The sequence below is a fragment of the Knoellia locipacati genome, assembly GCF_044791685.1.
Taxonomy (GTDB): Bacteria; Actinomycetota; Actinomycetes; order Actinomycetales; family Dermatophilaceae; genus Knoellia; species Knoellia locipacati_A.
In genome coordinates this window covers 3,025,537-3,039,340 of the sequence record NZ_CP087730.1, presented here as the reverse complement: position 1 = coordinate 3,039,340, position 13,804 = coordinate 3,025,537, and the positions used below count along the sequence as shown (strand labels likewise).

Here is a 13,804-nt window from a genome sequence, read left to right as displayed (position 1 = left end):
TCCCGGGCGGCGTCACTGCAGGTCAGGCAGCTGTTTGGTGCTTTCGTACTTCGAGACCATGTCGATCCGGCGCTGGTGGCGAGGCTCGCCCGAGAACGGCGTCTGGAGGAAGGTCCGCACCATCGAACGGGCCTCGACCGCGGAGCAGAACCTGCCGCCGATCGAGATGACGCGGGCGTCGTTGTGCTCGCGAGCGAGCTGGGCCAGCTCGTCGTTGTAGCAGAGCGCCGCGCGCACCCCCGCGACCTTGTTGGCGGCCATCTGCTCACCGTTGCCGGAGCCGCCGAGCACGATGCCGAGCGAGTCCGCGTCGGCCGCCGTCGCCTCCGCGGCGCGCAGCACAAAGACCGGGTAGTCGTCCTGCGGGTCGAGCTCGAACGGCCCGTGGTTCGTCACCTCGTGACCCTCGGCCTCGAGGAAGGTGATGAGGTCCTGCTGGAGGTCGTATGCCGCGTGGTCGCCGCCGATGTGAACGCGCATGTCTGGTGATGCTCCCTGGGTCGAACGTCGCTGGTCGAGAAGGTGGGTGGTGCGGGTCGCGGAGGCCGCGGGTCAGTCGAACTGCGGGCCGGCCGTGCGGCTGCGCTTGAGCTCGAAGAAGCCCGGGGTGTTGGCCACGAGGACGCAGCCGTCCCAGAGCCGTCCGGCGGCCTGGCCCTTGGGTGCCGGGGTGACGACGGGCCCGAAGAACGAGACACCGTCGACCGAGATGACGGGAGTGCCGACGTCGTCGCCGACGAGGTCGAGGGCACGCTTCGTCGAGTCGCGCATGTGTGCGTCGTACTCGTCGGAGTGCGCGAAGCCGGCGAGGTCGGCGGGAAGCCCTGCCTTGTCGAGCCCGATGGCGATGGCCTCGTCGAAGTCCTCGGTGCCGCCGGGGTGGATGGCCGTGCCGATGGCGTCGTAGAGCGGCTTGACGACCTCCTGTCCGTGCAGCTCGCGGGCGGCCGTGACGACCCGGGCCGGACCCCAGCCGCGCTCCATGAGCTCGCGGTAGCTCTCGGGAAGGTCGCGGCCCTCGTTGAGGACGGCGAGGCTGAACACGTTCCAGGTGACGTCGACGGGGCGGATCTGCTCGACCTCGCCCATCCACCTGGACGTCATCCAGGCCCACGGGCACAGTGGGTCGAACCAGAACTCGGCGGTGTGGCGCTGCTCGTCGCTCATGCGTTCATCGTGCCATCCGCCGCCCGCACGCTGGCCCCGAGCCCCCGTGCGAGGATGGAAGCACCGACGAAACACCACCCTCTTCCCTGCAGATCCAGGAGGATCCCCCGTGCCCGGCAAGAACCTCACCCGCGTCGAGGCCGAGGAGCGCGCTGCGCTCGTCTCGGTCGACGCGTATGCCGTCGAGCTCGACCTCACGACGTCCGAGTCGACGTTCTCGACGACGAGCACCATCACCTTCACCGCGACCGAGGGTGGCTCGACCTTCGTCGACTTCCTCGGTGCGTCGGTCGAGAAGGTGACGCTCAACGGTGAGGTGGTCGAGACGGCATACGACGGGGCGCGTCTCGCGGTCACCGGTCTGGCGGCCGAGAACGAGCTCCGGATCGAGGCCACGGGCCGCTACATGAACACCGGTGAGGGCCTGCACCGCTTCGTCGACCCGGTCGACGGCGAGGTCTACCTCTACAGCCAGTTCGAGGTGCCCGACAGCCGCCGCATGTACCCCGTGTTCGAGCAGCCCGACCTCAAGGCGCGGTTCAGCTTCACGGTGACGGCGCCGAGCCACTGGCAGGTCCTGTCCAACTCCCCCACACCGGAGCCGACCGCGACCGACCGCGACGGCGTCGCCACATGGGAGTTCGCCGCCACCCAGCCGATCTCGAGCTACATCACGGCGCTCGTCGCCGGGCCCTACGACGTCGTGCGCGACAGCCTCACGAGCCGCAAGGGCGAGATCCCCCTCGGCATCTTCTGCCGCAAGTCGCTCACGCAGTTCCTCGACGCGGACAACCTCTTCGACCTCACCAAGAAGGGCTTCGCGTTCTTCGAGGCCGAGTTCGACCAGCCCTACCCGTTCGAGAAGTACGACCAGATCTTCACGCCCGAATACAACATGGGTGCGATGGAGAACGCCGGCTGCGTGACGTTCAACGAGATGTACGTCTTCCGCTCCAGGGTCACCGAGTCGATCGTCGAACGCCGTGCCCTCACAGTGCTGCACGAGCTGGCCCACATGTGGTTCGGCAACCTCGTGACGATGAAGTGGTGGAACGACCTCTGGCTCAACGAGTCCTTCGCCGAGTGGGCGTCGACGACCTGCCAGGCCGAGGCGACGCAGTGGACCGAGGCGTGGACGACGTTCGGCACGCACGAGAAGGACTGGGCCTACCGCCAGGACCAGCTCTCCTCGACCCACCCGATCGTCGCGCCGATCCGCGACCTCGAGGACGTCGAGGTCAACTTCGACGGCATCACCTACGCCAAGGGCGCCTCCGTCCTCAAGCAGCTCGTCGCCTACGTCGGGCGCGAGCCGTTCCGCGACGGGCTGCGCGCCTACTTCGCCAAGCACCAGTGGAGCAACACGACCCTCGACGACCTCCTGCGCGAGCTCGAGGCGACGTCGGGTCGCGACCTCCACGTGTGGAGCAAGACGTGGCTCGAGACCGCCGGCGTCAACACGCTGCGCCCGGTCCTCGAGGTCGACGACCGCGGCCGCATCGCGAGCGCCGTCATCGAGCAGACCTACGCCGAGGGCTTCGAGACGATCCGCCCGCACCGCCTCGCGATCGGCCTGTATGCCGTGGAGCTGGGTGGCGCGTCCGGCAGCCGCCTCGTGCGCACCGGCCGTCTCGAGATCGACCTCATCGGTGAGCGCACCGAGGTGCCCGAGCTCGTCGGCCGGGTCCAGCCGGACCTCGTCCTCGTCAACGACGACGACCTCACCTACGCCAAGCTGCGGCTCGACGAGCGGTCCCTCGCGACCGCGCTCGAGCACATCCGCGGGTTCGAGAGCTCGCTGCCGAAGTCGCTCGTCCTCGCCTCGGCGTGGGACATGACCCGCGACGCGGAGATGAGCCCGCGAACCTTCGCCGAGCTCGTCCTCGAGGTGCTGCCGGGCGAGACCGACTCCACGCTGGTGCGCACGCTCATGGCCCAGCTCACGACCGCGGTCCACCTCTACACCCATCCCGACAACCGCGACGAGACCCGCCGCTCCACCCTCGCGCGCCTCTGGGAGGCGGCCAGGGTCGCCGAGCCCGGGAGCGACGCCCAGCTCCAGCTCGTCACGGCGGCGGCCGGCATGACCACGACCGGTGACGACACGGCATACCTGCGTGGGCTGCTCGACGGAACCGAGACCCTCGACGGGCTCGCCCTCGACACCGACATGCGCTGGACCCTCCTCACCGGCCTCGCGGGGGCCAACGCCCTCCGCGACGGTGAGGTCGAGGCCGAGCTCGACCGCGACCCCACCGCCACCGGCCAGGAGCGGGCCGCCCGGGCACGTGCTTCGGTGCCCACCCTCGAGGCCAAGGAGGCCGCGTGGAAGGCAGCCGTCACCGACGACGGCCTCTCGAACTCGCTCGTCGACGCGTACGGCCTCGGCTTCGGTCGCCTCGGCGACGTCTCGGCGCTGGAGCCGTTCGTCGGCCGATACCACGAGGTGCTCGACTCGCTGGAGGACAAGGGGTCGATGGCCCTCGTCGAGGCGATCGTCCACGGGTTCTATCCCCGCGGTCTCGCCTCGGTCGAGCTGCGCGACGCGACCCAGACCTGGCTCGACACCCACACCGATGCCCCCGATGCGCTGCGCCGGCTCGTGTCCGAGAACCGCGACCCGGTCACGCGCGCCCTCGCCGCCCAGGAGCGTGACGCAGCAGGATGACCGATCTCGACTTCGCGACCACCTGGCTGACCGCCCAGCGGTTCCAGGACTGGCTGCTCACCGACGGACTCCGCATCCTCCTGACGATCGTCTTCGCGGTCGTCGTCAGGTGGCTGCTGCACCGACTCATCACCCGTGCCGTGCGCACGATGACCGAGCGCACGAGCACGCGCCACGAGGACTCGGACGGCTCGCGCGCCGGTCGGGTCTGGGCGCAGGCCAACGGTCAGGCCCGGGCCCGGCACCAGCAGCGCACGGCGACCCTCGGGTCGCTGCTGCGCAGCGTCGTGACGTTCGTCGTGGGGCTCATCGCCGGGCTCACCGTGATGGACCTCATCGGCATCCCGCTCGGCCCCCTGCTCGCCTCGGCGGGTGTCGGTGGTGTGGCGCTGGGCTTCGGCGCGCAGAGCCTCGTCAAGGACTTCCTCTCCGGCGTCTTCATGATCCTCGAGGACCAGTACGGCGTGGGTGACGTCATCAACACGGGCGAGGCCACAGGAACGGTCGAGGAGGTGTCGCTGCGCGTGACCCGGCTGCGCGACGCCGACGGCGTCACCTGGTACGTCCGCAACGGCGAGATCATCCGCATCGGCAACCTCAGCCAGCACCGGGCGACCGCGGTCGTCGACGTGCCCGTCGCCTACGACGAGGACGTCGCCAAGGTGACGGCGGTGCTGCGCGAGGCGGGCGAGCGGATGGCGGCCGATCCGGCATGGGAGGGCCGTCTGCTCGACGCCCCGACCGTCGCCGGCGTCGAGTCCATCACCGGTCAGACGCTGACCATCCGCGTCCTCGCCGAGACCTCACCCGGCGACAAGATCGACGTGCAGCGCGAGCTGCGGCAGCGGCTCAAGTCCGCGACCGACGGGGCCGGGATCAAGGCACCGCCGGTGGGCCCGTTCGGCGCCTACGGCGGGTTCGGCACAGGGACGGGAGCCAAGCCGTGAGCTTCTACGACGAGATCGGTGGCGCGGCGACGTTCGAGCGCCTCGTCCACGAGTTCTACGTCGGTGTCGCCGCCGACCCCGAGCTGCGGGCGCTCTACCCCGAGGAGGACCTCGGCCCGGCCGAGCGCCGCCTGCGGATGTTCCTCGAGCAGTACTTCGGCGGGCCGACGGCCTACAGCCAGGAGCGCGGGCACCCGCGTCTGCGGATGCGGCACGCGCCGTTCCCGGTGACCCTCGACATGAGGGACCGGTGGATGCGCCACATGCTCGCGGCGATGGACACCCTCGAGCTCGACGACACCCACGCCGAGGCGATGCGCGACTACTTCATGCGCGCGGCGCACATGCTCGTCAACACCGACGAGGCCCAGGCGCCGGCGCCGGGTGGCCGCACCACCCTCTGACCGAGCCCGGCTCCCTTGCGTCCGCCACTCTGGTGGCCCTGTCGCCGAAGTGGCGGACGCAAGCGGCTGGAAGGGTGAGGGCTTCGAGTTGGTGGGCGGGCCGGCATACGGAAGCATGGGGTGGGTGACCCAGACCACACCTGACGTCCGAAGCGACACCATCCACCCCGCCGACCCGGCCGACGCCCCCTGGTGGCGTGACGCCGTCATCTACCAGATCTACCCACGGTCGTGGGCGGACTCCGACGGTGACGGCATCGGCGACCTGCCGGGCATCACGGCCCGCCTGCCCTACCTGCGCGACCTCGGCGTCGACGCGGTGTGGCTGTCGCCGTTCTACGTCTCCCCGATGAACGACGCCGGCTACGACGTGGCGGACTACCGCGACATCGACCCGCTCTTCGGGTCGCTCGCGGACGCCGACGCGCTCATCGCCGGGGCGCACGACCTCGGCCTCAAGGTTCTTGTCGACCTCGTGCCCAACCACTCCTCGAGCGAGCACGAGTGGTTCAAGGCGGCGCTCGCCAGCCCGCTCGGCAGCCCCGAGCGCGGCCGCTACATCTTCCGCGAGGGCAAGGGCCCCGGCGGCGACGAGCCGCCCAACAACTGGCCGTCGGTCTTCGGCGGTGACGGCTGGAGCCGCGTCACCGAGGCGGACGGCTCGCCGGGCCAGTGGTACCTCCACCTCTTCGACAGCACCCAGCCCGACTACGAGTGGACCAACCCGGAGATCGGCGACGAGTTCGTCTCGATCCTGCAGTTCTGGTGCGACCGAGGGGTCGACGGCTTCCGCGTCGACGTCGCCAACGCGCTCGTCAAGGAGGACGGGCTGCCCGACTTCGACGGGCCGCTGCAGGCGTTCGACGCCACCGACCACAACCCGGAGGCGGCACTGCCGCCCGCGCCCGGCGACGAGACGGACGCCGACGACGAGCAGCCGCGGGCGCCGATGTGGGACCAGGAGGGCGTCCACGAGATCTACCGTCGCTGGCGCACCGTCCTCGAGGAGCAGCCCTCCCCGGAGCGGATCCTCTGTGCCGAGGCGTGGGTCAAGCCCGGCCACCGCCTCGCTCGCTACGTCCGCTCGGACGAGATGCACCAGGCCTTCAACTTCGACTTCCTCGACACCCACTGGCAGGCCACGAGCCTGCGGGCCGTCATCGAGCACTCCTACCGGGACAACGATGCCGTCGGTGCGCCGACCACGTGGGTGCTCTCCAACCACGACGTCGTCCGGCACGCCTCGCGCCTCGGCCTGGACCAGTCGCTCCCCCGGCCGAACGGCATCTCCGCCGAGCGCGCACAGCCGGACGCCGAGCTCGGCCTGCGCCGCGCCCGCGCCGCGACGATGCTGATGCTCGCCCTGCCCGGCAGCGCGTACGTCTACCAGGGCGAGGAGCTCGGTCTGCCCGAGTCGACGGAGATGCCGCACGAGTTCCGCCAGGACCCGACCTTCCACCGCACCGAGGGCAAGGAGATCGGGCGCGACGGGTGCCGCGTGCCGATGCCGTGGGTGCGCGACGCACCGAGCCTCGGCTTCGGTCCGTCCGACGCGACTTGGCTCCCGCAGCCGGACTCCTACGGCGCGTATGCCGTGGACCAGCAGGCGGGCGTCGAGGGCTCCACGCTCGAGCTCTACCGCTCGCTTCTCGCGGCCCGGCGCGAGGGACGGCTCGGGCTCGGGTCGGCCGCCTGGCACGAGCTGTCCGGCGACGAGGTCGTCGCCCTGGTCAACAGTGCCGGTGACGGCTCGCGCCGCACGCTGGCCCTGGCCAACCTCGGCGCGGACCCGGTGTCCCTGCCCGAGGGTGCGCAGGTCACCCACCTGTCGGGCGAGCTCACCCCGGACGGGCTGGTGCCGACCGACGTGGCCGTGTGGGCGGTGCTCTGAACCATGTCGCGCGCAGGCGACTTCGCCTACTTCGACCACCGCGGACCGATCGCGATGGCACACCGGGGCGGTGCGGCATACGGACCGAACGTCGGTCTCGAGAACACGGTCCGGGCGTTCCGCGAGGCGGTCGCCATGGGTTACGAGTACCTCGAGACCGACGTGCACGCCACCTCGGACGGTGAGCTCGTCGCCTTCCACGACACGCACCTCGACCGGGTCACCGACGTCGAGGGAGCCATCGTCGAGCTGCCGTATGCCGCGGTGCGCGAGGCGCGGATCAACGGGACCGATGCGGTGCCGCTGCTCACCGAGCTGCTCGAGGAGTTCCCGACGACGCGGCTCAACATCGACATCAAGGCCGACACGGCGCTGGCCCCGACGGTCGACACCATCCGGCGGCACGACGCGGTCGACCGCGTGTGCATCGGGTCGTTCAGCGAGCGTCGGGTCCGTGCCGCGCGTCGTGCGTTGGGGCCCGGGCTGGCGACGGCCGCGGGGCAGGTCGGGACGGGGCTGCTGCGCTACGCGCCCGGTCTGCTGTCGCGGTGGTTGCACACCTCGGCACCGGTGCTGCAGATCCCCGTGTCGCACCGGACCCGCGGGCGCGAGCTGACGCTCGTGACACCGGGTCTCGTGCGGGTGGCGCACCGGCTGGGCAAGCAGGTGCACGTGTGGTTCCACCCGTGGAGCGACGAGGACGCACCCGAGATGCACCGGCTGCTCGACCTGGGCGTCGACGGCATCGTCACCGACCACATCGACGTGCTGCGGGACGTGCTCGCCGAGCGCGGGTACCCGCTCCAGCCCGCAGCCTGACGCAGGCTGGGCCTCGCGTAGCGTGGCGAGGTGAGCTCACGGGGTACGGCGGAGGCAGGGGTCGAGCAGCGCAGCGCCGGAGGGGTGTTCGGTGCCGACTTCGCCGCGCTGACCCTGGCGATCGTGGCGCTCATCAGCGTCATCGCCTTCGAGTCGATGGCCGTGTCGACCGCCATGCCCGAGGTCGCGGTCGAGCTGGACGCGGTGCGCTCCTACGGGCTCGCGTTCTCGGTCATGCTCACGACGCAGCTGCTGGGGATCGTGCTCGCCGGGGTGTGGTGCGACCGGTCAGGTGCGCTGCCGTCGCTGCTCGCGGGGCAGGTCCTCTTCGCCGCCGGCTGCGGCCTCTGCGGGGCGTCGACGGAGTTCTCGTGGTTCCTGGGCGGCAGGGCCGTCGCCGGTCTGGGTGCGGGGCTGACCTTCGTCGCCGGGTTCGTCGTCATCGGTCGCGCGTATCCGGAGGCGCTGCGGCCCAAGGTGTTCAGCGTCCTCAGCGCCGCCTGGGTGCTCCCCTCGCTCATCGGTCCGGTGCTCGCGGGGTGGGTGACGACCACGTGGTCGTGGCGCTGGGTGTTCTGGATCGTCATCGCTCCGGTAGTGCTCGCGCTGGTCGTGCTGCTCGTGCGACGCGGGCAGATCCGTGCGGCCGACGCGGGTGTGTTGGGCTCGAGTCGCGACCACCGCGCGCACGTGCGGGCCGCGTGGCTCGGGCTGGGCATCGCGGTGTCGGCCGGCGTCATGCAGTGGGGCACGCACGAGCTCGAGCTGGCGTGGTCTCCGCAGGTCGTGGCGGGGTTGCTCGGGCTGCTCGGCGTGGCGGTCTGTGCGCCACGGTTGTTGCCCGCTGGGACGTTCACGATGCGCCGCGGCCTGCCGTCGGTGATGCTCAGCCGGTTCTTCCTTCCGTGCGCGTTCTTCGGGACGATCACCTACGTCCCGCTCATGCTCACCGGCGAGCGTGGGCTGAGCCTGGCGCAGGCCGGGTCGCTGCTCGCGATCGGCTCGATCGGGTGGTCACTGGGGTCGTGGGTGCAGGGACGCGACTCGTTCTCCGGGCGACGGGACCGGCTGGTGAGCATCGGCGGCGCGACACTGGCGAGCGGGCTGGCGGGCGTGGTGCTCGTGACGTGGGCCGGCTGGTGGCCGTGGCTCGTCGCCGCGCCCTTGGCGGTGGCCGGGCTGGGCATGGGGCTCGCCACGGCGAGCCTCTCGGTGCTCGCACTGTCGCTCACTCCCCCGGCCGACCATGGGTCGGCGTCGTCGTCACTCCAGCTCGCCGACGTCCTCGGGTCGGTCATCGGCATCGCGGCGACGGGTGCGGTGTTCGCCGCGCTGCACACACGAGCCGGCGAGGACGTGCCGGCGTTCGTCGCGATGTGGGTCGGGACTGCTGCCGTCGCCACCCTCGTCGTCGTCGCCGGCCGCCGGATCCGCACCTGATCTGGCCGGACGGATCGGGAGTGGGTCCGCGCAGGTCAGCGGCGGGTCAGGGCGTGGCCGGCCGGGGTCGTGAGACGGGTCCAGCGGCCGTTCGTCGCAAGTGTCGACTCCGTGCCCGGAGTGAGGAAGCCGAGTGCGTAGGCCGCGAACGCCAGCGCAGCCGGGTACTCCGGCCCGGGCTCGCCTGTCGAGTTTCCAGTCCCCGGTGTCTCTGACTCGACCACAGCACCCACACCCTCACGAGCCGACACGACACGTCCCCATACGCGCTCACGCAGTGCGGTCACCGCGTGCGAACCGGCACCCTCTGGAGTGCCGTCGGCCACCTCGGCAATGCCCTCAGAAGCCGTGCGCTGCAACGCCTCCGCACTCACGGTCCCGATCACCTGCCATCCAGACCGTGGCGGTGAGACCGCCGCCCACGCCGCCGACACCGTCATGGGCGGGACGGGCAGCACCGCCCTCTCCCCCGGCCGCGCCACCCGGTCACTGACCGCCGCGAGCGGCACGACGACGTCGAGCTCCGCCGGCAGCGCGAGCGCCGTCGTCCGCAGCCCGATCGTCGTTCCGGTACCCATGAGCCCAGTGCCCGGAAGCACCCCGACCCACGACGCGAGGACGGCTCCGACGGCCTGGAGCCGGACGGCACCGTCGGCATCGAGCGCACGGGCGCGGGCGGCATACCGGCCGAGGTCCTGGAGGGACTCGGCATCGGCGAGCACGAGCTCGGAGACGACCACGCCGCTCACCGGCGCGACCACCGGAAGGCGACCGGTCCGCCGACGTGCTGGCTGAGCACCTCGCGCTCCTCCGCACTGAGCCGGCGGGGCCGCGACGTCGTGAAGTCGTAGAGGACCAGCCCGGTCTCGGCGACGGCATACACCCGCTCGCCGAGGGACTCCGGATCCCGGACCACATAGCCCAGGTTGAAGCCCGCCCCGTGGACCCCCGTGACCCACATGTCGACCTCGATCGGCTCGGGACGGTGGGTCAGCGGCGCGACGTACTCGATCTCGTGCCGCGACACGATGACCCCGGTGTCGAGCAGCGAGCGCTCCTCGCCGAACCACTCGCGGAAGCCGATGACGCGGGCGTCCTCGAGGAGGCGGAGGTACTGCACGTTGTTGACGTGGCCGTAGGCGTCCATGTCGGACCAGCGCAACGGCACCTCGGTGCGGTACGGGCGAGCGGTGGGCTCGGGTGCAGGGTCGACCGGGGTCATGGGGGACAGTCTCTCAGCCCCGACGAACGCGGCGCGGACACGGACCTAGGGTGGACGGATGCCGCTCTCCGCCACGACCCATGCCCGCCTCGACCACGTCCTCGCGACCGGCCAGCGAGACCACCGACTGCCCTCGGTCGCGGCCGGGCTCGTCCGCGGCGGCGAGCTCGTGTGGTCGGGTGCGGTGGGCACGGTCGACGGTCGCGAGGGTGGCGTTCCGGTCGACGCGGACACCCAGTTCCGGATGGGGTCGATCACCAAGACGTTCGTCGCGGTCGCGGTGATGCGGCTGCGCGACGAGGGCCTCATCGACCTCACCGACCGTCTTGGCACGCACGTGCCCGGCAGCGCCCTCGACGACGTGACCATCGAGCAGCTCCTCACCCACTCCGGCGGGGTGCAGGCCGAGACCGAGGACGACTGGTGGGAGCGAACCCCGGGCGGCGACTGGGACGCCCTCGTCGGGTCCGGGGTCGGGTCACGGTTCCGTCCCGGCCGGCGGTTCCACTACTCCAACACCGGGTATGCCGCCCTGGGTCGCCTCCTCGAGGTGGTCCGGGACCGCCCCTGGTTCGACGTCGTGCGCGGCGAGCTCCTCGACCCGCTGGGCATGACGCGGACGACGCTGCGGCCCGATGGCGCTGCGGCACAGGGGTTTGCCGTGCACCCGTTCGCCGACGTGCTGCTGCGCGAGCCCGAGCACGACGCCGGTGCCATGGCGTCCGCAGGACAGCTCTGGACGACCGTCGGCGACCTCTCGAGGTGGGCCGCCCTCCTCGGTGGGCAGGTCGCCGACGTCCTCGCGCCCGAGACCCTCGCCGAGATGCTCGAGCCCCACCACGTCGTCGACGAGCCCGGGCAGCCGTGGACCGGATCGCACGGCCTCGGGTGGCAGGTGTGGAACGTCGAGGGCGCCCGCTCCGCCGGGCACGGAGGGTCGATGCCGGGCTTCCTCGCGATGCAGCGCGTGCACCTCGACGCCGACGGCGGCGACGGTCCGGCCGGCGCTGCCGGTGACGGCGTCGTGCTCTTCACCAACACGACCGCGAGCAAGGCGCTCAAGGACCTGCCCAAGGACCTCCTCCGGACGATGCGCGAGCTCGAGCCGGCGGCTGTCACGCCATGGGTCGCCTCGGGCTCGGCCGACGTGCTGGAGCTCGCCGGGACGTGGCACTGGGGGCCCGCGGTCGAGATCGCGCGCTTCGTCGGCGACCACCTGGTGCTCGGGGAGCCCGGGGCCGGTCGAGGGTCGCGCTTCCGGCAGGTGGCTCGCGACGAGTGGGTCGGTCTCGACGGCTACTACACCGGCGAGCCGCTGCGGGTGCTGCGCCGTGGGGACGGCACGGTGTCGCACCTCGACGTCGCGACCTTCCGCTTCACCCGCACGCCCTACGACCCCGAGGCCGACGTTCCCGGGGGCGTCGACGCGCAGGGGTGGTCCTGACCCTGCCGGACCCGGTCCCGGTTGGCGCATCCTCGGGCCTACGCTGAGGTCATCGGAAAGGTGGTTGGCTGATGCCGACAGTTGAGCGTCCTTGGCTCCAGCACTACGCGGAGGGCGTGGCTCCGGACATCGATCTGCCCGAGGGCTCGCTGGTCGACCTCCTCGACACCGCGGTCGCCCGCTTCGGCGACACGGTGGCCCTCGAGTTCTTCGGCGCCGAGGTCACCTATGCCGAGCTCGGGCGCCGGGTCGCCCGGGCTGCCGAGGGCCTGCGCCGCCTGGGTGTCGCTGCCGGCGACCGCGTGGGCCTCGTGCTGCCCAACTGCCCGGAGCACATCGTCGCGTTCTACGCGGTCCTCCGGCTCGGCGGCGTGGTCGTCGAGCACAACCCGCTCTACACGCAGTCCGAGCTGGCCCACCAGTTCGCGGACCACGGTGCGACCGTGGCCGTGGTCTGGGACAAGGTCGCGCCGCTCGTGCAGGGCCTGACCGCGGTCGAGCACGTCGTCGCCGTCGACATCACCGCCTCGATGCCCCTGGCGAAACGGCTCGCGTTGCGGCTCCCGCTGAAGAAGGGTAGGACGGCGCGCGAGGCCATGACCGGCCCTGCCCCCGGCGCGATCCCGTGGCCACGACTGCTGGGCGACGGTCCGCTGCCCGAGGCGCACCCCCGCCCGACGGTGGGTGACCTCGCGGTCATCCAGTACACGAGCGGCACCACCGGAACCCCCAAGGGCGCCATGCTCACCCACCTCAACCTGGGCACCAACGCGGCCCAGGGTCGGGCCTGGGTGCCGGGCCTCGTCGACGGTGAGGAGGTCGTCTACGCCGTGCTGCCGATGTTCCACGCCTACGGGCTCACGCTCTGCCTGACCTTCGCCATGAGCATCGGCGCGAGGCTCGTCCTCTTCCCGAAGTTCGACGTCGACCTCGTCCTCGCCGCCGCCAGGAAGCACCCTCCGACGTTCCTGCCCGCGGTGCCTCCGGTCTACGAGCGCCTCGCCCAGGTGGCGAAGGAGCGGGGAGTCGACCTCTCGTCGATCCGCTTCGCGATCTCCGGCGCGATGCCGCTCACCGCCCAGACCCTCGAGCTCTGGGAGTCCACCACCGGCGGCCTGCTCGTCGAGGGCTACGGCATGACCGAGACGTCACCGGTCGCGGTCGGCAACCCGATCGGTCTCGCCCGACGTCCTGGCGCGGTCGGGATCCCCTTCCCCAACACCGAGATCCGCGTCGTCGACCCCGCTCACCCGACGCAGGACCGAGCACCCGGTGAGCGTGGCGAGCTGCTCCTGCGGGGACCACAGGTGTTCGGTGGCTACTGGGGCAAGCCCGAGGAGACCGCCGCGACCCTTCTCGAGGGTGGGTGGCTGCGCACCGGCGACATCGTCGAGGTCGATGACGACGGCTTCGTCTCGATCGTCGACCGCATCAAGGAGCTCATCATCACGGGAGGCTTCAACGTCATGCCCTCGGAGGTGGAGGCCGCCCTCAGGCAGTACCCAGGCGTGACCGATGCCGCCGTGGTCGGCCTTCCGCGCGACGACGGCAGCGAGGAGGTCGTCGGCGTGGTCACCACGGACGCCGCGGACCTCGACACCGACGCCGCCAGGGAGTTCTGCCGCTCGATGCTCACCGCCTACAAGGTCCCCCGACGGATCGTGGTCATGGACGACCTTCCGCGCTCGCAGATCGGCAAGGTCCTGCGCCGACAGGTCCGGGACCGGCTCCTCGCCGACTGAGTCCCTCCCGTATGCCGTCCCGTCGCGGCCGTCGTTCCGCCGCCGGTTCCGGATCACGAC

12 protein-coding genes are annotated in these 13,804 nt (G+C 71.4%); 8 read left to right on the top strand and 4 right to left on the bottom strand.

The genetic code is table 11. The features are described from left to right. Window positions 1–12 precede the first annotated feature (12 nt). Complete coding sequence (locus tag LL946_RS14230) at window positions 13–480, bottom strand: ribose-5-phosphate isomerase (RefSeq protein WP_404381723.1); 468 nt, start codon at window positions 478–480, stop codon at window positions 13–15. Window positions 481–552: 72 nt separating this feature from the next. Continuing rightward, the gene (locus tag LL946_RS14225) at window positions 553–1,167 is read right to left on the bottom strand and encodes a DsbA family protein (RefSeq protein ID WP_404381721.1); all 615 of its coding nucleotides are present in this window, start codon (window positions 1,165–1,167) and stop codon (window positions 553–555) included. 109 nt (window positions 1,168–1,276) lie between these two features. On the opposite strand from LL946_RS14225, the gene pepN reads away from it, so the two are divergent. From pepN to LL946_RS14195, 6 genes are all read left to right on the top strand, one after another. Next, complete coding sequence (gene pepN / locus LL946_RS14220) at window positions 1,277–3,835, top strand: aminopeptidase N (RefSeq protein WP_404381719.1); 2,559 nt, start codon at window positions 1,277–1,279, stop codon at window positions 3,833–3,835. Beyond that, on the top strand, window positions 3,832–4,782 hold the full coding sequence (locus LL946_RS14215) for a mechanosensitive ion channel family protein (protein ID WP_404381717.1): 951 nt from the start codon (window positions 3,832–3,834) through the stop codon (window positions 4,780–4,782). Before pepN ends, LL946_RS14215 begins: the two co-directional genes overlap by 4 nt. Then, the gene (locus LL946_RS14210; RefSeq protein WP_404381715.1) at window positions 4,779–5,186 is read left to right on the top strand and encodes a globin; all 408 of its coding nucleotides are present in this window, start codon (window positions 4,779–4,781) and stop codon (window positions 5,184–5,186) included. Before LL946_RS14215 ends, LL946_RS14210 begins: the two co-directional genes overlap by 4 nt. A gap of 115 nt (window positions 5,187–5,301) precedes the next feature. Further along, on the top strand, window positions 5,302–7,077 hold the full coding sequence (locus LL946_RS14205) for a glycoside hydrolase family 13 protein (RefSeq protein ID WP_404386913.1): 1,776 nt from the start codon (window positions 5,302–5,304) through the stop codon (window positions 7,075–7,077). 3 nt (window positions 7,078–7,080) lie between these two features. Continuing rightward, window positions 7,081–7,896, top strand: a complete 816-nt coding sequence (locus LL946_RS14200) for a glycerophosphodiester phosphodiesterase family protein (protein WP_404381713.1) — start codon at window positions 7,081–7,083, stop codon at window positions 7,894–7,896. A 30-nt stretch (window positions 7,897–7,926) separates the two neighbouring features. Beyond that, window positions 7,927–9,336, top strand: a complete 1,410-nt coding sequence (locus LL946_RS14195; RefSeq protein WP_404381711.1) for an MFS transporter — start codon at window positions 7,927–7,929, stop codon at window positions 9,334–9,336. Between the two features lie 35 nt (window positions 9,337–9,371). On the opposite strand, the gene LL946_RS14190 is transcribed toward LL946_RS14195, so the two are convergent. Together LL946_RS14190 and LL946_RS14185 are read right to left on the bottom strand one after the other, a co-directional pair. Beyond that, complete coding sequence (locus LL946_RS14190) at window positions 9,372–10,085, bottom strand: hypothetical protein (protein WP_404381709.1); 714 nt, start codon at window positions 10,083–10,085, stop codon at window positions 9,372–9,374. Continuing rightward, window positions 10,082–10,558 (bottom strand): acyl-CoA thioesterase, encoded by a 477-nt coding sequence (locus LL946_RS14185; RefSeq protein ID WP_404381707.1) that lies wholly within the window; start codon window positions 10,556–10,558, stop codon window positions 10,082–10,084. Before LL946_RS14185 ends, LL946_RS14190 begins: the two co-directional genes overlap by 4 nt. A 58-nt stretch (window positions 10,559–10,616) precedes the next feature. Here LL946_RS14185 and LL946_RS14180 point away from each other — a divergent pair, with 58 nt between their 5' ends. Both LL946_RS14180 and LL946_RS14175 read left to right on the top strand, forming a co-directional pair. Next, window positions 10,617–12,002: a serine hydrolase domain-containing protein gene (locus tag LL946_RS14180; protein ID WP_404381705.1), complete on the top strand. Its 1,386-nt coding sequence runs from the start codon at window positions 10,617–10,619 to the stop codon at window positions 12,000–12,002. A gap of 71 nt (window positions 12,003–12,073) precedes the next feature. Next, the gene (locus LL946_RS14175) at window positions 12,074–13,744 is read left to right on the top strand and encodes a long-chain-fatty-acid--CoA ligase (RefSeq protein WP_404381703.1); all 1,671 of its coding nucleotides are present in this window, start codon (window positions 12,074–12,076) and stop codon (window positions 13,742–13,744) included. The last annotated feature ends 60 nt before the right edge of the window (window positions 13,745–13,804 follow it).